The following is a 23,263-nucleotide window of genomic DNA, read 5'->3' on the forward strand; positions in this document are numbered from 1 at the left end:
CACCTGGCGCCCAGGGCCGTGACCTCAGCTGTTCGCGGTGATCCCGCGGATGCCCTTCAACTCGCCGATAAGCATCGAGCTGACCTTCACCGGGTAGTCGTAGAGCGCGAAGACGGTCTGGTTCTTGCCGACGAGCTTGAGGTGCACCGGGGTCTCGCCCTTGTGGGCGAGCAGCGTGGACTTCAGCTCGCTGACCACGGATTGGTCGATTTTCTCCGCCGCGGCCAGCAGCACGAGCGGGGGTTCCTCGCCGCCGCTGCCGACAGCGGACAGGTCCAGCGGCACCAGCCCGCCCCCGAACACCGACATCTTGTCCTCACGCCAGTTCACCCGGCCTTTGACCAGCACCGCGTTGTCCTCCACCAGATCCGCCGCGAACATCGAATACGCCTTCGCGAAGAACAGCACCTCCAACGCCGCATCCATGTCCTCCACCGTGCAGATCGCCCACGGCTCCCCGTTCTTGTTCACCCGCCGCTCCAGCGACGTCAGCAACCCCGAGATCACGATCTCGCCCTCCCGGGGCGGATCCGCCAGCAACGCCGCGATCGACCGCGGCGCATGCTTGCGCAGAATCCGCTCCGCCCCGTCCAGCGGATGCGCCGACACATACAGCCCCAGCATCTCCCGCTCATACGCCAGCAACTGCTTCCGCGGATACTCCTCCTCACCGAACTTCAGATGCGCCAGCGGAGACGCCGACGGCGCGGCCTCCCCCGCACCCTCTTCGGCGCCGAAGGAGCCGAAGAGATCGAACTGCCCCATCGCCTCCTGCCGCTTCAGCGGCACCACCGCTTCCACCGCGTCTTCGTGCACCTGCACAATCGACAGCCGCGTGTACCCCATCGAATCGAACGCGCCGGCCTTGATCAGCGACTCCAGCACGCGCTTGTTACACGCCACCAGCTCCGACTTGTCCAGGAAGTCGATGAACGAGGAGTACTTCCCCTTCTCCTCCCGCGTGGCGATCACCGACTCCACGACGTTCGCCCCGACGTTGCGCACCGCGCCCAGCCCGAACCGGATGTCGTTCCCGACTGCCGCGAACCGCAGCGCGGACTCGTTCACGTCCGGCGGCAGCACGCGGATTCCCAGCCGGCGGCACTCCGACAGATAGATCGCCGACTTGTCCTTGTTGTCCCCCACCGACGTCAGCAACGCCGCCATGTACTCCGGCGTGTAGTTCGCCTTCAGATACGCGGTCCAGTACGCGATCAGGCCGTACGCGGCTGCGTGCGACTTGTTGAACGCGTACCCGGCGAACGGCAGAATCGTGTCCCACAGCGCCTTGACCGCCTCGGAGGAGAACCCGCCGGACACCAGCGCGCTGGCCCGCATCCCCTCCTCGAAGCCCTCGTACTCCTTCTCCAGGACTTCCTTCTTCTTCTTGCCCATCGCGCGCCGCAGCGTGTCCGCTCGGCCCATCGTGTAGTCCGCGACCTTCTGCGCGATCTGCATGATCTGCTCTTGGTACACGATCAAGCCGTAGGTCTCGGCCAGGATCTCCCGCAGCGGCTCCTCCAGCTGCGGGTGGATCGGCTTGACCTCCTGCCGGTTGTTCTTCCGGTCGGCATAGTCGTTGTGCGCGTTCATGCCCATCGGGCCGGGCCGGTACAGCGCGAGCACCGCGACGATGTCCTCGAACCCGGTGGGCTGCATCCGGCGCAGCAGATCGCGCATGGCGCCACCGTCGAGCTGGAACACGCCGAGCGTGTCCCCCCGGCCGAGCAGCCGGTACGCCTCGGGATCATCGAAGCCGAGGCGGTCGAGGTCGATCTCCTCACCGCGGTTGGCCTTGATGTTGGCCAGCGCGTCGCCGATCACGGTCAGGTTGCGCAGGCCCAGGAAGTCCATCTTCAGCAGGCCGATGTTCTCGCACGACGGGTAGTCCCAGCCGGTGATGATCGACCCGTCGTCACGCTGCCACACCGGGATCGCGTCGGTGAGCGGCTCGCTGGACATGATCACCGCGCAGGCGTGCACGCCGGCGTTGCGGATCAGGCCTTCCAGGCCACGGGCGGTGTCGAAGATCGTCTTGCACTCTTCGTCGGTCTCCACCAGCGTGCGGACCTCGGCGGCCTCGGCGTAGCGCTCGTGCTTCGAGTCGACGATGCCCGAGAGCGGGATGTCCTTGGCCATGATCGGCGGCGGGAGTGCTTTGGAGATCTTGTCCGCGATCGAGTAGCCGGGCTGGCCGAAGTGGACCCGGGCGGAGTCCTTGATCGCCGCCTTGGTCTTGATCGTGCCGAAGGTGATCACCTGAGCGACCCGGTCCGCGCCGTACTTCTCCGTGGCGTACCGGATCATCTCGCCACGCCGGCGGTCGTCGAAGTCGATGTCGATGTCGGGCATGGACATCCGTTCCGGGTTCAGGAACCGCTCGAACAGCAGCTTCTGCGGAATCGGGTCGAGGTTCGTGATGCCCAGCGCGAACGCGACCAGCGCGCCGGCCGCCGACCCCCGGCCGGGACCGACCAGGATGCCGACCTCACGGGCGTGCTGGATGAGGTCGGCCACGATCAGGAAGTAGGCCGGGAAGCCCTTCTGCTCGATCACGCCGAGTTCGTAGTCGCACCGGTCCTCGTAGCCGTCCGGGACGCCCTCGGGGAACCGCCACTTCAGGCCCTCGGCGACCTGGTGGCGCAGCCAGGAGGCCTCGTCGTGCCCGTCCGGCACGTCGAACACCGGCATCCGGTCCTTGTGCGCGTACACCTCCCCGTACGACTGCACCCGCTCCGCGATCAGCAACGTCGAATCCGCCGCGCCCGGGACCTCCGTGTCCCAATACGCCCGCATCTCCTCCGCCGACTTCAGGAAATACCCGTCCCCGTCGAACTTGAACCGCGTCGGATCATTCAGCGTCTTCCCCGCCTGCACACACAACAACGCCGAATGCGTATCCGCCTGATCCTTCGTCACATAATGCGAATCATTCGTCGCCAACGGCCGCAAATCCAGCAACCGCCCGACCTCCAGCAACCCCTCCCGCACCGACCGCTCGATCGGCAGCCCGTGATCCATCAACTCCAGAAAGAAATTGTCCGCCCCGAAAATATCCTTGTAATCCGACGCCGCCTGAATCGCGGCCTCCCGCTGCCCCAGCCGCAACCGCGTCTGCACCTCACCCGAAGGACACCCCGTCGTCGCGATGATCCCCGCCGCGTTCTCCGCGATCAGCTCGCGATCCATCCGCGGCTTCCGGTAGTACCCCTGCGTCGACGCCAGCGACGACAGCTTGAACAGATTCCGCAGCCCCGTCGCGTTCTCCGCCAGCATCGTCATGTGCGTATACGCGCCGCCACCGGAGACGTCACCACCCTCGCCGAACTCGTCCGACCCCCGCTGGCTCGCCTGCCCCCAGAACACCGGCTTCTTGTGAAACCGGCTCTCCGGCGCCACATACGCCTCGATACCGATAATCGGCTTCACGCCATGCTTCTGCGCCGTCTGATAAAACTCGTCCGACCCATACATGTTCCCGTGATCGGTCATCCCCACCGCCGACATCCCCAACCGGGACGCCTCCCCGAAGAGCGCCCCGATCTTCGCCGCACCATCCAACATCGAATACTCGGTGTGCACGTGCAAGTGGACGAAAGAATCGTTCGACACCGGCGAAAACCTCCCCTAAGCGGACGGAATCCAGGCTCCTGCGGCGGCGCGGCCCGGGGCTGCCACCCTACGTCCCGCACGTGTGCGCCTCGCATGCGGCAGCCCGGTCGCCGTCCTCGCATCCTCCCTCGCGCGGCGCGGCACGGCGAGGCGCCCCGCCGTGCCGCGCGGCGAAAATCCTGGGCGCGGGGCGGGACGTGTGGGGAAGGACACGGCGCTTGACTCCGGCCGGACGGGGACCGCACGATCGCGGGGTGAACCTGTCCGACAGCCGGATGGCCGGACCACTCCCGCGACGCATCAGCGCCATGGAGGCGGTGCTGACCCACCTGCGCGAGGTCATCGAGCGCGGCGACCTCGCGGTCGGCGACCGGCTGCCGTCCGAAGCCCAGCTGAGCCGGGAGTACCAGGTCAGCCGCTCGGTCGTACGGGAGGCGCTACGCGGGCTGCAGGCGCTCGGGCTGACCGTCTCGCGGACCGGGCGAGGCACCTTCGTCACCGCGAGCGGCCCGCCGGAGAACCCCACGTTCGGGGGGCTATTCGGCGCAGCACCTGCTTGAGGTGCGCCGCCACGTCGAGGTCCCGGTCTGCGGGTACGCCGCGCGCCGGCGCAGCGATGAGGAGCTGGCGCGCCTGACCGGGCTGGCCGACCGGATGGACGCCGAGACCGACGAAACCGCGTGGGTGGCGCTGGATTCGCGGTTCCACGTCGCGATCGCGCGGGCCTCCGGCAACCCGGTGTTCGCGAAGGTGATCGAAGAGATCCGCGACGCGCTGGCCCGGCAGTCGGCGTTCCTGAACCGGCTCGGCGACCGGCGGGCGGCTTCGAACGCCGAGCACCGGCGGATCGTCGCCGCGATCACCGAGCGTGCCGAATCCACTGCGGTGGCGGAGATGACGGCACACCTCAACCATGTCGAGCAGACGTTGATCACGATCGTGCGGCCCGCCCGCGAGACCGACGCAGAAACGAGACCGACCGCGTGACCGAACAAACCCTGCCCTCCATCAGTACCGACGAAGCGGGAGGGACGGCCGACACGCACGAGTTCATCGGCGAGAAGGGCGCCGCCGGCTGGTTCTTCGTGCGTAAGCGGATCGACCTGAGCGCGTTCGAGCGGGCTGAGTCGTGACGCCGGCCCAGCTTGCCCCGCGCCACGTGCCGTTGGTCCACCTGCTGCGCGACGGCATGGTCGAAGGCGTGCACCACGGTTCGGTGGTGGTACTGGCCCCGGACGGTTCGACGATGTTCGAGGCAGGCGATCCGGACGTCGCGATGTACCCGCGTTCCACCGCGAAACCGTTGCAGGCGACCGCGATGGCCCGGCTGGGGCTGAGGCTCGGCGCGTCCGGGTTCGCCATCGCCGCGGCCAGCCACTCCGGCGAGCCGATGCATCTTGCCGCGGCTGCGGAGACGCTGGCCGGCCACGGACTGGACGAGGACGCGCTGGGCAACCCGGCCGATCTCCCGTTCGACCCGGTCGAACGGGACGCCTGGGTGGCCGCGGACCGCAAGCCTTCGCGGCTCGCGCACAACTGCTCCGGCAAGCACGCGGCGATGCTCGCGACCTGCCGGGAACGGGGCTGGGACCTCGCGGGTTACCTCGACCCCGGACATCCGCTGCAGCAGGCGATCCGCGAGACCGTCGAAGACCTCACCGGGGACGCCGTGGCGCGAGTCGCCGTGGACGGGTGCGGCGCGCCGCTGTTCGCGGTGTCACTGCGCGGCTTGGCCAGAGCGGCGGCGCGGATCGCCACCGCCCCGGCGGACAGCCCCGAAAGGCTTGTCGCGGAAGCGATCCGGCAGCGGCCCGAGCTGGTCGCCGGTACCCGCCGCGACGTCACCGGCTTGATGCGGGCAGTGCCGGGACTGATCGCGAAGGACGGTTTCGAAGCCGTCCAGCTGGCCGCGCTGCCCGACGGCACGTCGATCGCGGTGAAGATCGCCGACGGCGGCGACCGTGCCCGTAAGGCCGTGCTGGCCGCCGCGCTGACGCACGCAGGCGTCCGTGAAGAAGTGCTCGCGCCGTACCGGGATCCCTGCTTGCCAGTGATCACCGGGCTCGCCACCCCGCCCGCCAGGCTGTCGGCAAAGTCGGTGTGAGGGGCCCTGCGCCGACCGCGGAGGTCCGTGAAGGTCCGTGAAGGGGCCCTTCACGGACTCTGAGTCTGTGAAGGGCCCCTTCACAGACCTTGGTCCGGCGCACAGCGCGAGGTGGTCGAGCGTCTCGAACACCTCCGCTTCGCCTGCTGCCGGGCGTGATCGATCGAGAGGGCAGGCGCCGTCGATGACGCGGCAGCCACGGCTCGCTCTGCTGATCACCGGGCTCGCCACCCCGTCCGCCGTGGAGGGGTAGCTTCGGAAAGATCCGTGGAAGGAAAGGCTGGCGTGTGCTGAATCGAATCATCGCCCGGGTCACCGACCGTTTTCTCGGCCTGCCGCTGGCCGAAGGACCGGCGCCGGAGGTCGTCAAGGGGCTGCGCATCCCGATGCCGGACGGCGTGCACCTGATCGCCGACCGCTACGTCCCGGCCGGGATGCGATCCGGGCCGGTGGTCCTGATCCGCACGCCCTACGGCCGCGGCATGCCCATCGGCAAACTGCTCGGCGAGACCTTCGCCCGGCACGGCCTCCAGGTGGTGGTGCAGAGCGTCCGCGGCACCTTCGGTTCCGAAGGCGAGTTCCGGCCGTTCCACACGGAGCGGGAGGACGGCCTCGCCACGGCCGAATGGCTGCGCGCGCAGCCGTGGTGCGACGGCAGGCTGGGCACGGCGGGGCCGAGCTACCTCGGGCATACGCAGTGGGCGATCGGCCCCTACCTGGACCCGCCGCTGGAGGCCATGTGCCTCGCCGTCACCAGCTCGGAGTTCGCGACCATGTTCTACCCGGGCGGCGGGTTCGCCACGGACAACCTGGTCTCCTGGACCGCGACCATCGCCCGGCAGGAGGAGCGGTTCGCCGGGCTGCCGAACCCGCGGCAGCAACGCCGCACCCGGCAGGCGATGGCGCATCTGCCGATGAGCGGCGCGGACGTGGCCTCGGTCGGCCGCCAGGTGCAGTTCCTGCAGGACGTGGCCGCGCATGCGGAACCTGGTGACGACTACTGGGCGATCTGCGATCACACCGACCAGGTCGCCGGGCTGACCGTGCCGGTCACCATGAGCACCGGCTGGTACGACCTGTTCATCCGGCGGCAGCTGCTGGACTTCCGGCTCCTGCAGGACGCCGGGCGCGGCCCGCGGATCACCGTCGGCCCGTGGGCGCACAGCGACCTGGGCGGGATCCGGGCGCTGATGCAGGACCAGATCTCGTTCCTCACCGCGCAGTTCAGCGGCAACCACACCGAATTGCACCGCGCACCCGTGCGGATCTTCCTGCAGCAGGCCGGTTCCTGGCTCGACTTCGACCACTGGCCGCCGCCGGCCACCGCGACACCGATGCACCTGCGTCCGGTCGGCGGGCTGGGCGAGGCGGTGACCGGGACAGCCGCGCCGACCCCGTTCACCTACGACCCGGCGGACCCGACCCCGGCGGTCGGTGGCCCGCTGCTGACCGGCGAGACCAAGCAGAAGGACAATTCCGCGGTCGAAGCCCGGGACGACGTGCTGGTGTTCACCGGCGAGCCGCTGGCCGCGGAGCTCGACGTGATCGGCGACGTGTCGGCGACCGTCCACGTACGCACCGAACTCGGCGACGCCGACGTGTACGTGCGGCTGTGCGACGTCGACACCGCCGGGGTCTCGCGCAACGTCACCGACGGGATCCTGCGGCTGCGGCCGGGCGTGCCGGCAGCCGATGAGGACGGCATCGTCCGCGTCGAGGTGGAACTGGACCCGACCGCGTATCGCTTCCGCCGCGGCCACCGGCTGCGCGTGCAGGTGGCCGGCGGCGCGTTCCCGCGGTTCGCCCGCAACCACGGCACCGGCGAGCCGGTCACTTCGGCCGTCGCGGGCAAGCCGAACCGGTTTGAGGTGTTCCACGACGAAACCCGGCCCTCACAGGTGGTGCTGCCGATCTTCACCCCGTGACCGATCGCTGATGGGTGGTGAGCCGCCCGTCGTCGTGCAGTACGTGCAGCAGCAGTTCCGGTGGCCGGCCGAAAGTCACCGGGCCGCCCTCGGCCCAGTCACGATCGGAGCCGGGTTCGCCCGGCAGCAACGAACCGGAGACCACGCCGGGGGCGATCCGGAGCGGGATTCCGGCGAAGGTCGTGGCGGCGCCGGTGTGCACGTGCCCGCACAACAGCGCGGTCACCGTGGGATGCCGTCGCAGCACCTCGGCGAGCCTGTCCTCGCCGGTCTGACGGATCCGGTCGACCGGCGGCACACCCACTTCCACCGGCGGATGGTGGCAAGCGACCATTGCCGGTCCGTCGTGGCCGGAGAGCACGGCGTCGAGCCAGCTCAACGTTTCGTCGGCGAGGTATCCGGCACCCTGACCGGGGATGGTCGAGTCGCAGGCGGCGATCAGTACGCCGCCTGCCTCGATCGCCGTGTTCACCGGCTCGTCCCCGGCGTGCCCGCCGAGCAGGGCCTCGCGAAACGGGCCGCGCGCGTCGTGATTTCCCGGACAGGCCACCACCGGCGCCGTGTGCTGCATCAGCTCCGCCGCGCGCCGGTATTCCGCGGGCAGCCCGTGGTCGGCGAGGTCGCCGGTGACGAGCACCGCAGTCAGCGGGATCTCGCGCAGGTACCCGAACACGGCGGCCGCGCGAGCGTCGGCGCGTTCCCCACCGTCGAGGTGGAGGTCGGACAGATGCGCGAACATCCGCATTGCGGTCAGCTCCTTTCCAGCAGCGCCAGGGCTTTCACCCAGTTCCGCACGAGCAGCGCGGACGCCGTGGGCAGGTCGCCCGCCCGCAATGCCTCGGCGATCCGCCGGTGCTCGCCGATGCTTTCCGCGGCCCGCGAAGGCCCGCTGAGGTACCGCGACTCGTAGCGCTTCAGCAGCGGTTTCGTCTGCTCGATCAAGCGCAGCAGGTGCGGGTTCCCGCAGCGGGACAGCAGCAGCGCGTGCCATCGATTGTCCATTTCGGACAGTTCCGGTCCGGTGCCCGCCTCGGCCATCTCCTCGGCCAGCCGGTCCAGTGCGTCGGCCACCGTGGCCAGTTCGAGCGGCGGGCTCCAGCGCAGCGCGAGTGCTTCCAGCTCCGCGATCAGCGGGTACAGCCGGCGCGCCTCCGCCGGGTCGAGCGGCGCGACCAGGAAACCCCGGCCCGGCGCGGCCACCAGCAGCCCGCGGTCGGCGAGCCCGATCAGCGCCTCCCGCAGCGGGGTGCGGCTGACCCCCAGCTCGCGGGCGAGATGCACCTCGTTGATCCGGGCGCCGTCGGCGAGCCGGCCGTCGAGCACCCGGGCGGTGATCTCGGCGAGCAGATCGCCCCGCAGCGGACGTTTCGTCATGCGCCCAGTATTGCATGCAGTAACGCCGTACTGTATTCAGTTCGCATGACCCTCCCTCCGTTCGACGTCGCCCGTGCCCGAGCCGACACCCCCGGCTGCGCCGGTGTCGCACACTTCAACAACGCCGGTTCCGCCCTCCCGCCGGCACAGGTCACCGACACGGTCGTGGACTATCTGCGGGATGAGGCACTACGCGGGGGTTACGAAGCCGAAGCCGCCGCGGCCGATCGGATCGAGGCCGTCTACGCGTCGGTCGCCCGGCTGCTCAACGCCGCGCCGGAGGACATCGCGCTGACCGACAACGCGACCCGCTCGTGGCAGGCGGTGTTCTACGCGCTGTCGTTCGGCGCGGGCGACCGGATCCTCACCTCCCGGGCCGAGTACGCCAGCAACGCCATCGCCTACCTGCAGGTCGCCCGCCGGACCGGCGCCGTCGTGGAAGTGGTGGACGACGACGAGACCGGCCAGCTGGACGTGGCCGATCTCCGTCGCCGGGTGGACTCGCGGGTGAAGCTGATCGCGGTGAGCCACGTGCCGACGCAGGGCGGGCTGGTGAACCCGGCCGAGGAGATCGGGGCCGTGGCCCGAGAAGCGGACATCCCGTTCCTGCTCGACGCATGCCAGTCCGCCGGGCAGCTCGACCTCGACGTGACCCGGCTCGGCTGCGACGCGCTGAGCGCCACCGGCCGCAAGTACCTTCGCGGCCCGCGCGGCACCGGATTCCTGTACGTGCACCCGCGGCTGCGCGACCGGCTGGAGCCAGCGACGCTCGACCTGCATTCGGCTACCTGGACTTCACCCACCGAGTACGTAGTCGACCCGACCGCCAAACGCTTCGAGGTGTGGGAACGCGATTTCGCCGCCGTACTCGGCCTCGGCGCCGCAGTGGACTACGCGCTCGACTGGGGCCTGCCCGCAATCGAACGCCGCGTCGCCGCCCTTGCCGCGACCATGCGGGGACGACTCGGCGAACTCGACGGGGTCACCGTCCACGACACCGGTACGCGCCAATGTGGACTGGTGACCTTCAGCCTGTCCGGCATGGCGTCCTCGGCGGTCAAGCACCGGCTGGCCAAGGCGGGCATCAACACGAGCGTCTCGAACGCGACCTCCGCCCAGTTCGACTTCACGGCCCGGCACCTGCCGAGCCTCGTCCGTGCCTCGGTGCACTACTACAACTCCACCGACGAGATCGACCGGCTGATTACGGAGGTCGCGGCTCTCGCCCGCTGACGTCACCCGATCGACGCAGTATCTGCGGCGGCCGCCGCCCCCTCCTGTACCGCGTACTCCCGTGGAATGCTGCGGCCGGGCCTGTCGAGGGGGCAGGCCCGGCGGGCAGGAAGCGACTGGCCTCCCGGGCCGGCGTGGGGGACGCCGCTCCGGGAGGCCTTTCGGGTATCCCGAGGTTCCCGGGGCCGGGACACGGAGTTTCCGGCGGCTCGGCCGATCCGGAGATCACCCGTTTGCCGCACTCCGCGATGTATCCACGGCCGATCCGGGCACCTCTTGATCATGATCACCCGCACCTGGGGGTGCGCCGGCCGGGCTTGCCGAGGGGGCAGGCCCGGCCGGCGCGCAGGTGGTTCGCTCGCCGCGGATCAGCACCACGCGACCCGGCCTCGCGCCGCAGGGCGCTCGCCCACATTCACCCGGCCGGTCACGACGGACCGGCGAGGCAGGGTCCACAAGCGGCAGGTCCACAAACGAACCCCCAGGGTCCCGGCAAAGTCGGTCGAGGACCCGTGATCAGCAGAGAGAGCCGTGGCTGCCGCGTCATCATCGCCGACACCTGCCCTCTCGATCGATTGCGCCCGGCAGTTGGGCGAAGCGGAGGTGTTCGAGATACGCGACCACCTCGCGGTGTGCCGGACCAAGGTCCGTGAAGGGGCCCTTCACAGACTCAGAGTCCGTGAAGGGCCCCTTCACGGACCTCCACGGTCGGCGAAGGGCCCCTCACGCCGACTTTGCCGACACCCTGAACGAACCCCCATCCGGCGAGCACTTCACCGTATGGGGGTTCATCCTGGTGGGCGCAGCCTCCGCCGAGGTCGCCACGACGACCCCGCCCTTGGCCTGTTCACCGTCTGGGAGGTTCATCCTGGTGGGCGCAGCAGGGATCGAACCTGCGACCGCTCGGGTGTAAACCGAGTGCTCTCCCGCTGAGCTATGCGCCCGGTCCGGCCGGTCCCCGCGAGGCCCGGCCGGGAGGTCCTCAGGCCAGTGCGGCCACGGCCTTCTTCCACGCCGCCTGGTCGCGGGCCTCGCCCGGCTGGTTGACCTCGGCGAAGCGGACGACACCGGTGGTGTCGATCAGGAAGGTGCCACGCACGGCCAGGCCCGCCTGATCGTTGAACACGCCGTACTTCCGCGCCACCTCGCCGTGCGGCCAGAAGTCCGAGAGCAGCGGGAACTGGTAGTTCTCCTGCTCGGCCCACACCTTGAGGGAGAACCCGGCGTCGCACGAGACGCCGAGCACCTGCACACCCTTGGTGTCATAGTCGCTGAACTCGTCACGCAACTGGCACAGCTCACCGGTGCAGATCCCGCTGAACGCGAACGGGAAGAACACCAGCAGCACCGGCTTGTCGCCCTGGAACTGCGACAGGGTGACCGGCTGCTTGTGGTAGTCGTTGAGCGTGAAGTCCGGGGCCTGCGAACCGACCTCGACGGTCATACCGGCGATTCCTCTCCGAGCGCGAACGTGCCTGCCCGGCCACCCTATCGTGCGCGGCGGGCGGCAGGGCAGGCGCTCAGCGCTGCTTGGCCTTCGAGGACTTCGGCGACACCAGCCTGCTGCCGAGCCAATCCCCCACGCTGATGTTGGCGGTCTGGGCGAGCCCCACCTGGGGGACCGCCTCGGCGATCTCACTCGGCTCGACGTGCCCGGGCTGGCCGGTCTTGGGCGTCAGCACCCAGATCACCCCGTTCTCGTCCAGCGGACCTCGGGCGTCGACCAGGGCATCGCCCAGATCACCGTCCCCGTCGCGCCACCAGAGCAGGACCACGTCGATGACCTCGTCGGCGTCCTCGTCGAGGAGCTCCGCTCCGATCGTCTCCTCGATCGCCGCGCGGATGTCGTCGTCGACGTCCTCGTCCCAGCCGATCTCCTGGACCACCATGTCCGGCTTGATGCCAAGCCTCTCGGCGACGCTGGTGTTGCCTGCGTCTCCCGCGGCGACCACTGCTTCCACTCCTCCAACTACGACGGAGCGCGGCGGGGAACCGCCGCACTCGGATACACGGTTGCCGATAGCGAACACTGGTGCGGCGCTGTGCGCAACCGTCCACACCGGATCTTTCGCAAGTCGTGTCGCGGCACAGTCCCCCGGACCCCCGCTGAACCACCCTCCGGAGTGCCCTCCTTTAGGGTGGGAGGAGAGAAAACGCGCGCGCGATACACCGCACGTGGGGAGTGGGGTACCCGGGGCGACTCTTGTTACCGAACAGTAGCGGTGACGGGGGACGGGCCGGGGACGACGATGGAAGTCGGCGAGCACTCCCGCCCACCAGCACGACCAGCTACAAGGAGACCCCTTGGCCCCGCAGAACGACGGCGCCTCCGGCAAGGAGACCCCGGCTCGCGTACGCGTCATCCGTGACGGACTCGCGGCGCACCTGCCCGACATCGATCCGGAGGAGACCGCCGAGTGGCTGGACTCCTTCGACGAAGCGCTGGCCCGGGGTGGCCGGCAGCGCGCCCGTTACCTGATGCTCCGGATCCTGGAGCGGGCCCGGGAGCGCAACGTGGGGGTCCCGGCGCTGACGTCGACCGACTACGTCAACACCATCCCCACCGAAAACGAGCCCTGGTTCCCCGGCGACGAGGAGATCGAGCGCCGTTACCGCCGCTACATCCGGTGGAACGCGGCGATCATGGTGCACCGGGCACAGCGGCCGGGCGTCGGCGTGGGCGGGCACATCTCCACCTACGCCTCCTCCGCCGCGCTGTACGAGGTGGGGTTCAACCACTTCTTCCGCGGCAAGGACCACTCCGGCGGCGGCGACCAGGTCTACTTCCAGGGCCACGCCTCCCCCGGCATGTACGCCCGCGCGTTCCTCGAAGGACGGCTGTCCGAGCAGCAGCTCGACGGGTTCCGCCAGGAGTACAGCCACGCCGGTGAGGGCGGCGGCCTGCCCTCCTACCCGCACCCGCGGCTGATGCCGGAGTTCTGGGAGAACCCGACGGTCTCCATGGGCCTGGGCCCGATGAACGCGATCTACCAGGCGCGGTTCAACCGATACCTGCGCGACCGCGGCCTCAAGGACACCTCCGACCAGCACGTGTGGGCCTTCCTCGGCGACGGCGAGATGGACGAGCCGGAATCGCGCGGGCTGATCCACGTGGCCGCGGGTGAGGGCCTGGACAACCTGACCTTCGTGATCAACTGCAACCTGCAGCGCCTGGACGGGCCGGTGCGCGGGAACGGCAAGATCATCCAGGAGCTGGAGTCCTACTTCCGCGGCGCGGGCTGGAACGTGATCAAGGTCATCTGGGGCCGGGAGTGGGACGCGCTGCTGTCCGCCGACCGCGACGGCGCGCTGGTCAACCTGATGAACGTGACCCCGGACGGCGACTACCAGACCTACAAGGCCAACGACGGCGCCTTCGTCCGTGAGCACTTCTTCGGCCGCGACCCGCGAACGAAGGAGCTGGTCAAGGACCTCTCCGACGCCGACGTCTGGAACCTCAAGCGCGGCGGGCACGACTACCGCAAGGTGTACGCGGCGTACAAGGCGGCGATGGAGCACCACGGCCAGCCGACGGTGATCCTCGCGCACACCATCAAGGGCTACGGGCTCGGCCCGTCCTTCGAGGGCCGCAACGCCACGCACCAGATGAAGAAGCTCACGCTCGACGACCTGAAGCTGTTCCGGGACGCACAGCGGATCCCGATCAGCGACGAGGAGCTGGAGCGCGACCCGAAGCTGCCGCCGTACTACCACCCTGGCCCGGACTCGCCGGAGATCCAGTACCTGATCGGCCGCCGCCGCGCGCTCGGCGGGTACCTGCCCGAGCGCCGGCCGAAGGCGGCCAAGGCGCTGGTGCTGCCCGGCGACAAGATCTACGAGGGCATCCGCAAGGGCTCGGGCAAGCAGGAGGTCGCCACCACGATGGCGTTCGTCCGGCTGGTCCGCGAGCTGGCCAAGGACTCCGAGATCGGCAAGCGCGTGGTGCCGATCATCCCGGACGAGGCACGCACCTTCGGGCTCGACTCGATGTTCCCCACGGCCAAGATCTACAACCCGCACGGCCAGACCTACACCTCGGTCGACGCGAGCCTGATGCTGGCCTACAAGGAGTCGGAGAAGGGCCAGCTGCTGCACGAGGGCATCAACGAGGCGGGCTCCACCGCGTCGTTCACCGCCGTCGGCACGTCCTACGCCACGCACGGCGAGCCGATGATCCCGATCTACATCTTCTACTCGATGTTCGGGTTCCAGCGCACCGGCGACGGCCTGTACGCGGCGGCGGACCAGATGGCCCGCGGGTTCGTGCTCGGCGCCACCGCCGGGCGCACCACGCTGACCGGTGAGGGCCTGCAGCACGCGGACGGGCACTCGCTGCTGCTGGCCGCGACGAATCCGGCCGTGGTGGCCTACGACCCGGCCTACTCGTTCGAGATCGCGCACATCGTCAAAGATGGCCTGCGCCGGATGTACGGCGACACCGGGCCGGACGGCAACGGCGAGAACGTGTTCTATTACATGACCATCTACAACGAGCCGTACCAGCAGCCGGCCGAGCCGGAGAACCTCGACGTCGACGGTCTGCTCAGGGGCCTGTACCGCTACGCCGAGGCGCCCGCGGGCGACGGCCCGGAGGTGCAGATCCTGGTCTCCGGCGTGACCATGCCGGACGCGCTGAGGGCGCAGCGGCTGCTGGCCGAGGATTGGGGCGTGCGGGCCGCGGTGTGGTCGGCCACGTCGTGGGGTGAGCTGCGCCGCGAGGCGGTCGCGGCCGACCACGACAACCTGCTGTACCCGGGCGACTCGCCGCGCGTGCCGTACGTCACGCAGAAGCTGTCCGGGGCGGCCGGGCCGGTCGTGGCGGTGTCGGACTGGATGCGTGCGGTGCCGGACATGATCCGCCCGTGGGTGCCCACCGACATGCTCACGCTCGGCACGGACGGGTTCGGCTTCTCCGACACTCGCCCGGCCGCGCGGCGCAAGTTCCTGGTGGACGCCGAGTCGATCACCGTCGGCGCGCTGTCCGCGCTCGCCGCGCGCGGGGAGTTCGACCGGGCTCGGGTCGCCGACGCCGCCCACCGCTACCGGATCGACGACGTCACGGCCGCCGGGCCGCAGACCTCGGACTCCGGCAGCGCGTAAGCACCGGCCAGAATGCTGTGAAGGGGCCCTTCACGGACTCTGAGTCCGTGAAGGGCCCCTTCACAGCCATCGCGAAACGGTGACCTGAGGAAGGGTGATCGAGCGTGCCCCAGCGCCGCCTGCCCCGGCCGAGCGAGCTCAAGCAGATCCTGCGGCCGAAGCCGATCGTGCTCGACCCGACGGACCGGCGGCTCGGCGCCGCGCACACGATCGCCGATCTGCGCACGGCCGCGCGCAAACGCACTCCGCGGGCGGCGTTCGACTACGCCGACGGCGCGGCCGAGCTGGAGGACAGTCTGCTGCGGACACGGCAGGCCTACCGGCGCGTGGAATTCCATCCGAACGTGCTGCGCGGAGTGTCCGATGTAGACACCAGCACGGAGATCCTCGGCGAGCGCGCGGAGCTGCCGTTCGCCTTCGCCCCCACCGGGTTCACGCGGATGATGCAGCACGAGGGCGAGTGCGCGGCAGGCCGGGTGGCCCAGCGCAACGGCATCCCGATGAGCCTGTCCACCATGGCCACCACCTCGATCGAGGACCTCGCCGCGGCCGCGCCGCACGCACGCAAGTGGTTCCAGCTCTATGTCTGGCGAGACCACGGCGCGGGCGAGGACCTGATGAACCGGGCTTGGGAAAACGGCTACGACACGCTGCTGCTGACCGTCGACACCCCCGTCGCGGGCGCCCGGATGCGCGACGTGCGCAACGGTCTCACCATTCCCCCGGCGCTGACCCTGAAGACCTTCGCCGACGGCGCGCTGCACCCGGCCTGGTGGTTCAACCTGCTCACCACCGAACCGCTCAGCTTCGCTTCACTGAGCCATTTCGACGGCACCGTCGCGCAGCTGCTGGAGAAGCTGTTCGATCCGACGCTGGACTACGACGACCTCGACTGGGTCCGCCGCACCTGGCCGGGCAAGCTCGTGGTCAAGGGCGTGCAGAACGTGGACGATGCCCGCGAGATGGTGCGCCACGGCGCGGACGGGATCGTGCTGTCCAATCACGGCGGCCGTCAGCTCGACCGCGCACCCACGCCGATCGAGCTGCTGCCCCCGGTACTCGACGCCGTCGAAGGCGCCGCCGAAGTCTGGGTGGACACCGGCATCCTCTCCGGCGGCGACATCGTGGCCGCGCTCGCCCGCGGTGCGGACGCGGTGCTGATCGGCCGCGCCTTCCTGTACGGCCTCATGGCGGGCGGCGAACGCGGCGTACAGCGTTGCGTGGACATCCTGCGTACGGAGCTGATCCGTACGATGCAGCTGCTCGGCGTCCGCCGGATTCAGGATCTGCGCCCTTCGCACGCGACACTTCGCTGACCGGCGAAGGCTCGGCGGCCTAGGCCATTAGAGGGAACCCGGCAGCGTTCCCGTATCCAGTGACGTTCATCACGTCTCTTACCCGACGGTACGACGAAGGGGGACGCGATGATCACCGAGCTGAGCGGCCGGGCACTCGCGATGCTGCGCGCGGTCGCGGCCGGGCGCGCCGAGCTGACCTGCAGCTGTGAACCGGATCTGCGGGTGGACGGCCTGCCCTGCTGCGACCAGCCGGCGGCGCACGCACTCGCACGGGATGGCCTGATCCGCGCACACGACGCGGTCGGGGCCGGGCAATGGACCCGGGCCGAGCTCACCGACGACGGCCTGCTGGCACTCGGCCTGCCGCGCGCCTGCTGAATTCTGCTGATCGTTGCCGGACGGAAAGCCTTGCCCGGCAACGATCAGTGTCCAGCGCGGTCCGCCGCCGTGGTGACCTGCTCCGGCGCGCGGACCCGCCGGGCCGACCGGCTCCAGCTGATCCAGCCGTGCACGACCAGCCCGGCGAAGACCAGGTAGATGGCGGCCGAGAAGTACAACCCGGAGCTGATCTGCAGGGGTACGCCGATCGCGTCGACCACCAGCCAGACACCCCAGAACTCGACCAGCCCGACGCCCTGCGCGGCGAACGCGACCAGCGTGCCGACGAAGATCGCGGCGTCCGGCCACGGCGCCCACGAGGCGTCGAGCGACTGGAGCGCGAGCGCCATCGCGACCGTGCCCGCGGCGAACGCAGTCACCATCGCGGCCCGCTCGGTCCAGCGGCCCGTGCGCACGACCACGCCGTACACCGGATCAGTGCGCCGGTGCCAGGCCCACCAGCCGTAGAGCGAGATGAGCAGGATGGCGATCTGCCGCCCGGCCAGCCCGCCGAGGTGCGCGGAAGCGTAGACCGAGAACAGCAGCACGGTCGCCGCGACCTGCACCGGCCAGGTCCAGAGCGTGCGCCGTTCGGCGAGGAACACCACGGCCAGCGCGAACAGCTGACCGGCCAGCTCCGCGATCGAGATCCACTGGCCCAGCACGGTCACCCCGTGGTGCAGCAGGAAATCCACGTCCGCCCCTTCCGTCCTACGGACGCCAACATCCTGCCCGGCAAGACCATTCCCGTGAAACCGTGCGGTGACGGGCATTCCCGCCTCGCGGGACGGCCGGAGGTCCGGCACCTGCCCTGGGCACCGGTCCTCCGCCGGGTCACCGCCCGTCGGGATTGAATCCGGACGGCGATGTGGGCGGCTCCTCCGTACGCCCGCCTGCTTCGCCCTGTGGGTACGCGGCGGTCGGGGCCTCGTGGGCACCCGCTTTTGCCGACGCGGCAACCGGTTCACCGACCTCGCCACGGGCCCCGTCACCGGAGCCGATCTGGCCCTGCAGAGCACCGAGCCAGCCGCCCCAGCGTTCCTGCGCGGGCTTGATCAGGCCGCCACCGAAGCCGACGACCAGCACGCCGGCGACGGTGGCGAGCACCGCGATCAGCACCGGCCCGGTCACCGTGGTCGCGATGTTCACCTGACCCAGCGCGGCGATGATGCCGAACGCCATGATCAGCCAGTAGGCGATCGTGGCGAGCAGCCGTCCGGCGGGACGGGCGGCCAGCGCCGAGGCGGCCATGTCCCGCACCACCTTGGCGATCGCCGCGGCCACCACGATCAGCACCAGCGCCACCAGGATCCGCGGCAGGAACGCGATGATGTCGTTGAGCAGCGAACTGACCGGATTCGACGAACCGAACACGCCGAACGCCAGCTGCAACGCGATCAGCAGAATGAAGTAGTAGACGAGTTTGACCAGCAGCAGGCCCGGATCGGCATTCGCCTGCCGCAGCATTCCGGTCAGCCCGGTCTTCTCCACCAGCCGCGCGAAACCGAGCTTTCCGAGAACGATCTCGAGCGCCTTGGACACGGCTTTCGCGATCAGCCAGCCGATCAGCAGGATGATCAGAAAACCCACGAGTTTCGGGACGAACGTGGCCACCAGATTCCAGGCCTGCCCGAGTCCGTCCTTCAGTTGCTGACCCACGTCGGCTCCCTTCGCCGTGTTTCGGCCGTGGACGCAGAAGAAGTACCCAGCGGGAGAGAGTGCGGTGCGCCACGATCGAGTGAGACGACTGGCCGAGAAGATCAATCCCCGCCATACTTGTCCTACCGGTGGGGACCGGGGAGACGAGGCCGTCCGGCGCAGCGAAAACCGCAAGCGCCGGGCGGCCTCGAGCATTTCCGCACCGAAATTCGCCGGGGTATCGCTTTCGCGGACCGGCGCACGGACTCGTTTTTCCGCTCTGGCCGCCGCCGATGCGCCGACAGCCGGACCCGCGATCTGCGCCGAACGGAGCACGAAGGTGCCGGATGGCGAGGACAAATGGTGGATTGGCCGGACATGGCCCGGCCAATCGCGCATTTCGGACATTTGCCGATCGGGACGGCCCGGGCAAGGGAGCAGGACGGGATGCCGGGAGTCGTCGCGGGATACCGAATGTCCGGTACCCGGACCAAGCCAGCGGCACCGGGTGACGCGGGGTGCCGAGCGTCCAGTACCCGGATCAAACGAGCAGCATCGGCGCCGGGCGACGGAAGTACCGAACGTCCGGCGCCCGGACCAAACGAGCAGCACCGGGCCGCCGCCGGGCGACGCGAAGTCCGAACATCCGGTACCTAGACCAAACGAGCAGCACCGGGTGACGCGAGGGACCGAACATATCCGGCCGCGTCAAGGCAGCCTGTGAGCTGGCCGGTCTGCCGCTCGGCCCGACGCGGACCCCACTGCGGCCCATTTCCGCCGAGGCGCGAGCAGCTTCATCGTCTGCTCGACGCGGCGGGCCTCCGGGTCGGCCAGCATCCGGAACCGGCCACCACCGCAGTCGAGCGAAACCGTGCGCAGCGGCCACCTGGACCCGGCCACCGAATCACTCCTCCGGGACGCCGGACCGAAACACCGCACCGGAACCCCCGAACGCAGACCGGCCACCCCGCAGCAGCGAGGTGGCCGGTCCGGGTGAAGCGCGTCAGGCGGCGCGCAGGGCGTCGCGGAGTTTGACCTTGGCGCCGGTGCGCATCACCGCGTTGCGGTAGATGCGCGCGGCCAGCCAGATCAGCGCCGGGATCAGCAGCACCACCAGGCCCACCGACACCACCGCTTCCCACACCGGCACCCCGCCCATCGACAACCGCATCGGCATCAGCGTCGGGGCGAAGACGGGGATCACCGACAGCACCTCGGCGAGACGGCTCGACGGATCCGAGGGCAGCACCGAGATCCCCACCACGTAGCCGGCGATCACCAGCAGCAGCGCAGGCATCGTGGCCCCGCCGACGTCCTCCTGCCGGGACACGAGCGCGCCCAGCGCGGCGAACACGACCGCGTACATGAAGAACCCGAGCAGATACCAGACGATCAGCCACACCACGGTCCCGACGGCCGCGGACACCGAGATCGTCAGCACCCCCAGGCCCAGGCCGGCGACCAGGCCGACCACCCCGATCGCGAGCATCTGGATCAGCCCCACCACGCCGATCCCGAGCACCTTCCCGGCCATCAGCTGCCACGGCTTGACGGTGGACAGCAGCAGCTCGACCACCCGGGAGGTCTTCTCCTCCACCACCCCCTGCGACACCATCTGGCCGTTGAGCATCAGCGAGAAGTAGATCAGGATGCCCGCGACGATGCCGAGGATCAGCTGCTGGCTGTCGTAGTCGTAGGGCTTCTCCAGCGGCGGCAGCTCGTCGATCGCCGCACTCGCCGTCGCCCGCTGCACCACGGCCGGATCCTGGTGCAGCGAACGGATCGACTGCTCCAGCGCGACCTGCCGGGCCAGCACACCGAGGGTGTTCGCCAGCTTGGCGTCCAGCGTCTTCTTCGCCTGGACGTGCACCTGCCGCGCGTCCTGCACCAGCAACGCGTCGAGCGAGCCGTCGCGCAGTTTCGCCACGCCGGTCGCCTGGTCGGGCACCTGCTCGGTGGCGACCTTCTGATCGAGCGACTTCGCGGTCTCGACCAGCGGCGCGGACAGCGGGGCCGCGGCGGGCACGTAGCCCACCGTCGCGTCCGCCGAGCCGCCCCCGCTGATCAGTTTGAACACCACGGCCACCGCGACCACCATGAGCAGCAGGACCAGCGTGGTGATCCGGTAGGCCTTCGACCGCACACGGGTGCTGATCTCCCGCGAGGCCACCAGCCCCACTGCGGACACCGGGCTCATCCGGACATCGGGCGCGCTCACGCAGCCACCTCCTGGTGCCCGCTCACCACGGAGCGGAACAGATCGGTCAGCGACGGCTGTTTCCGGGTGAACTCCCGCACCGGACCGGTGGCCAGCGCGGCTCGCAGCACGGCCTGATCGTCGCCACCCTCGCCCAGTTCGAGTTCGGTCACGTCGCCTTCGCGGCCGAGCACCCGTACCCCCGGCAACGCGGCCGCCCAGTCCGGTGGCGCGGCCGGGGCGTCAACCAGCAGCCGGATCGCCCCGCCCGCGCCGGAACGCAGCTCCGGCACCGAACCGCACGCCTCCATCCGGCCATTGCGGACGATGCCGATGCGGTCGCACAGCCGTTCCACGAGATCGAGCTGGTGACTGGAGAAGACCACCGGCACGCCCTCGGCCGCCTTCTCCCGCAGCACCCCGCTCATCACGTCCACCGCCACCGGGTCGAGACCGGAGAACGGTTCGTCCAGCACCAGGATCCGCGGCTCGTGCACCAGCGCCGCGGCCAGCTGCACGCGCTGCTGGTTGCCGAGGCTGAGTTTCTCCACCTCGTCGTCGCGGCGCGCGGCCACGCCGAGCCGTTCGGTCCACTTTCCGGCGGATGCCTTCGCCTCGCCCGCGGCCATCCCGTGCAGCCGGGCCAGGTAGGTCAGCTGCTCCCCCACCTTCATCTTCGGGTACAGGCCGCGTTCCTCCGGCATGTACCCGATGTGCCGGCGGGTCTCGTGCGTGATCCGCTCCCCCGCATAGCGCACCTCGCCGGCGTCGGCGCTCAGCACGCCGAGAGCGATCCGCATGGTGGTCGTCTTGCCCGCGCCGTTGCTGCCCACGAAGCCGAACAGCTCGCCGGGCCGCACGTCGAACGTCATCTGCTGCAGCGCCACCACGGCGCCGTACTGCTTGGAGATCCCGTCGATCTCCAATCCGGGCTCAGCCATCGCCCGCCCCCTTCACTCGGCCTGGAGCGGTGCACTCCGCTCCAGATCGAGATGGTAGGGATGTTCCGGCCCGCCCGCCCGCGTTCCGCGGTTATGAGTCCGCCGGCGACAGGTGCGGCCCCGTAGGATCGGGCCGACATGGCTGAGACGAACGGCGGGCGCCAGGTGCCCAAGCACCACGGGCTGTCCGCGAAGACCCTGCGCAGGCTGGAACATGCGTCCGGACGGCTGGCGAGCGCCAGCGTCGCGGCCATGGAGCAGCGGCTGGTGTGGTTCGGCAGGCTGTCCGCCGACCAGCGCGCCAGCGTCCTGCTCATCACGCAGACCGGCGCCTCCGGGTTCGTCCGCTGGCTGCGTGATTCCAAGGAAGCCCTGAAGCTGACCACCGAGGCGTTCCGCGACGCGCCCGCCGAACTGTCCCGCTGGATCAGCCTGCGCCAGGCGGTCGGCATGGTCCGGCTGGCGATCGAGGTGTTCGAGGAGGAACTCCCGGAGTTCGCCGCGAACGAGACCGAACGCGCCGCGCTGATCGAGGGGATCCTGCGCTACGGCCGGGAAATCGCGTTCGCCGCGGCCAATTCCTACGCCGCCGCGGCGGAAATCCGCGGTGCCTGGGACGCCCGGCTGGAGGCACTCGTCGTGGACGGCATCGTCCGCGGGGACGACGAGGAGGCGGTGCTGTCCCGCGCCGCCGCGCTGGGCTGGGATCCGGCGGGAGCGGCGACCGTGCTGGTGGGAAATCCGCAGTCGGACGACGCGCCCACGGTGGTGTTCGAGGTGCGCGCCCGCGCCGCCCGGGTCGGCCGTCCGGTATTGCTGTCGGTCCAGGGCTCCCGGCTGGTGCTGGTGATCGGCGGGACCACCGAGGGCGGGCCGAAGGAGCACGAGATCCTCACCCGGATGTCCACCGTGTTCGCCGACGGACCCGTGGTGGCCGGCCCGACCGTGCCCACCCTCGCCGAGGCGCACCACAGCGCGGCCGAAGCGCTGTCCGGATTGCGAGCCGTGGTCGGCTGGCCCGGCGCGCCCCGTCCGGTGCGGTCCGCCGATCTGCTGCCCGAACGGGCGCTCTCCGGCGACCCCGGCGCGGAACGCCTGCTCGTGGACCAGATCGCCCGGCCGCTGGAGGAGGCGGGCGCGGCGCTGCAGCGCACCGTGGAGACCTATCTGGACAACGGCGGGGTCCTGGAACGCTGCGCGCAGGCGTTGTTCGTGCACCCCAACACCGTTCGCTACCGGCTTCGCAAGGCCACCGACGTGACCGGCCGCAACCCCACCGACCCTCGCGACGCGCTGGTCCTGCGGATCGCGCTGACGGTCGGGCGATTGGCCCGCAGCCGCGGGCTGTGGTGACCGACTTCACGGCGAGCGCTGGTTGAATCCCACAAGGCTCATGAGCTAAGAACCAGGATCTCTCCCGGGTCTTTGGAGGTATCCTCCAATAACCTCGCACGGACTTGGTG

Annotated in this window: 17 protein-coding genes, 1 tRNA gene and 1 pseudogene; 9 read left to right on the forward strand and 10 right to left on the reverse strand. The window is 69.9% G+C overall.

The window, feature by feature from the left end:
* Window positions 1–24 precede the first annotated feature (24 nt).
* On the reverse strand, window positions 25–3,612 hold the full coding sequence (dnaE, locus tag ATK36_RS07675) for a DNA polymerase III subunit alpha (protein ID WP_098510636.1): 3,588 nt from the start codon (window positions 3,610–3,612) through the stop codon (window positions 25–27).
* Between the two features lie 308 nt (window positions 3,613–3,920).
* On the opposite strand from dnaE, the pseudogene ATK36_RS07680 reads away from it, so the two are divergent.
* From ATK36_RS07680 to ATK36_RS07690, 4 genes and pseudogenes are all read left to right on the forward strand, one after another.
* A pseudogene (locus tag ATK36_RS07680) lies at window positions 3,921–4,599 on the forward strand (FadR/GntR family transcriptional regulator).
* A complete protein-coding gene (locus tag ATK36_RS32075) occupies window positions 4,596–4,745 on the forward strand; it encodes a hypothetical protein (protein ID WP_170069655.1) in 150 nt (49 codons plus the stop codon). Before ATK36_RS07680 ends, ATK36_RS32075 begins: the two are co-directional and overlap by 4 nt.
* On the forward strand, window positions 4,742–5,716 hold the full coding sequence (locus tag ATK36_RS07685) for an asparaginase (RefSeq protein WP_098510637.1): 975 nt from the start codon (window positions 4,742–4,744) through the stop codon (window positions 5,714–5,716). Before ATK36_RS32075 ends, ATK36_RS07685 begins: the two co-directional genes overlap by 4 nt.
* 287 nt (window positions 5,717–6,003) lie before the next feature.
* Window positions 6,004–7,641, forward strand: coding sequence for a CocE/NonD family hydrolase (locus ATK36_RS07690; protein ID WP_386999102.1), 1,638 nt, complete (start codon window positions 6,004–6,006; stop codon window positions 7,639–7,641).
* On the opposite strand, the gene ATK36_RS07695 is transcribed toward ATK36_RS07690, so the two are convergent.
* Together ATK36_RS07695 and ATK36_RS07700 are read right to left on the reverse strand one after the other, a co-directional pair.
* The gene (locus tag ATK36_RS07695) at window positions 7,631–8,386 is read right to left on the reverse strand and encodes a metallophosphoesterase (RefSeq protein WP_098510638.1); all 756 of its coding nucleotides are present in this window, start codon (window positions 8,384–8,386) and stop codon (window positions 7,631–7,633) included. The two genes, ATK36_RS07690 and ATK36_RS07695, sit on opposite strands and share 11 nt — an antisense overlap.
* A 5-nt stretch (window positions 8,387–8,391) precedes the next feature.
* Window positions 8,392–9,015: a GntR family transcriptional regulator gene (locus ATK36_RS07700; protein ID WP_098510639.1), complete on the reverse strand. Its 624-nt coding sequence runs from the start codon at window positions 9,013–9,015 to the stop codon at window positions 8,392–8,394.
* 45 nt (window positions 9,016–9,060) lie between these two features.
* Here ATK36_RS07700 and ATK36_RS07705 point away from each other — a divergent pair, with 45 nt between their 5' ends.
* Window positions 9,061–10,248, forward strand: coding sequence for an aminotransferase class V-fold PLP-dependent enzyme (locus ATK36_RS07705; protein WP_098510640.1), 1,188 nt, complete (start codon window positions 9,061–9,063; stop codon window positions 10,246–10,248).
* Between the two features lie 869 nt (window positions 10,249–11,117).
* Here ATK36_RS07705 and ATK36_RS07710 read toward each other — a convergent pair.
* From ATK36_RS07710 to ATK36_RS07720, 3 genes are all read right to left on the reverse strand, one after another.
* Window positions 11,118–11,192 (reverse strand) — tRNA-Val (locus ATK36_RS07710).
* 38 nt (window positions 11,193–11,230) lie between these two features.
* A complete protein-coding gene (locus ATK36_RS07715; protein ID WP_098510641.1) occupies window positions 11,231–11,692 on the reverse strand; it encodes a peroxiredoxin in 462 nt (153 codons plus the stop codon).
* 76 nt (window positions 11,693–11,768) lie between these two features.
* Window positions 11,769–12,200, reverse strand: coding sequence for a DUF3052 domain-containing protein (locus ATK36_RS07720; RefSeq protein ID WP_098510642.1), 432 nt, complete (start codon window positions 12,198–12,200; stop codon window positions 11,769–11,771).
* A 352-nt stretch (window positions 12,201–12,552) separates the two neighbouring features.
* On the opposite strand from ATK36_RS07720, the gene aceE reads away from it, so the two are divergent.
* The 3 genes from aceE (at window position 12,553) to ATK36_RS07735 (ending at window position 17,024) form a co-directional block, all read left to right on the forward strand.
* On the forward strand, window positions 12,553–15,348 hold the full coding sequence (aceE, locus tag ATK36_RS07725; protein WP_098510643.1) for a pyruvate dehydrogenase (acetyl-transferring), homodimeric type: 2,796 nt from the start codon (window positions 12,553–12,555) through the stop codon (window positions 15,346–15,348).
* Between the two features lie 104 nt (window positions 15,349–15,452).
* Complete coding sequence (locus ATK36_RS07730; protein WP_098510644.1) at window positions 15,453–16,664, forward strand: alpha-hydroxy acid oxidase; 1,212 nt, start codon at window positions 15,453–15,455, stop codon at window positions 16,662–16,664.
* 108 nt (window positions 16,665–16,772) lie between these two features.
* The gene (locus ATK36_RS07735) at window positions 16,773–17,024 is read left to right on the forward strand and encodes a hypothetical protein (protein ID WP_098510645.1); all 252 of its coding nucleotides are present in this window, start codon (window positions 16,773–16,775) and stop codon (window positions 17,022–17,024) included.
* A gap of 44 nt (window positions 17,025–17,068) precedes the next feature.
* Here the strand turns inward: ATK36_RS07735 and ATK36_RS07740 are convergent, their stop codons facing one another.
* The 4 genes from ATK36_RS07740 to ATK36_RS07755 form a co-directional block, all read right to left on the reverse strand.
* On the reverse strand, window positions 17,069–17,719 hold the full coding sequence (locus tag ATK36_RS07740; RefSeq protein ID WP_098510646.1) for a nicotinamide mononucleotide transporter family protein: 651 nt from the start codon (window positions 17,717–17,719) through the stop codon (window positions 17,069–17,071).
* 139 nt (window positions 17,720–17,858) lie between these two features.
* On the reverse strand, window positions 17,859–18,683 hold the full coding sequence (locus tag ATK36_RS07745; protein ID WP_098510647.1) for a mechanosensitive ion channel family protein: 825 nt from the start codon (window positions 18,681–18,683) through the stop codon (window positions 17,859–17,861).
* A gap of 982 nt (window positions 18,684–19,665) precedes the next feature.
* Window positions 19,666–20,859 carry an ABC transporter permease gene (locus tag ATK36_RS07750; RefSeq protein WP_098514712.1) on the reverse strand — a complete coding sequence of 398 codons (1,194 nt, stop codon included), beginning with the start codon at window positions 20,857–20,859 and terminating at the stop codon, window positions 19,666–19,668.
* A gap of 17 nt (window positions 20,860–20,876) precedes the next feature.
* Entirely contained in the window at window positions 20,877–21,800 is a 924-nt protein-coding gene (locus ATK36_RS07755) for an ABC transporter ATP-binding protein (protein WP_098510648.1), read from the reverse strand.
* 138 nt (window positions 21,801–21,938) lie between these two features.
* On the opposite strand from ATK36_RS07755, the gene ATK36_RS07760 reads away from it, so the two are divergent.
* Window positions 21,939–23,153 (forward strand): PucR family transcriptional regulator, encoded by a 1,215-nt coding sequence (locus tag ATK36_RS07760; protein WP_098510649.1) that lies wholly within the window; start codon window positions 21,939–21,941, stop codon window positions 23,151–23,153.
* The last annotated feature ends 110 nt before the right edge of the window (window positions 23,154–23,263 follow it).

This window comes from Amycolatopsis sulphurea (genome assembly GCF_002564045.1).
Classification (GTDB): Bacteria; Actinomycetota; Actinomycetes; order Mycobacteriales; family Pseudonocardiaceae; genus Amycolatopsis; species Amycolatopsis sulphurea.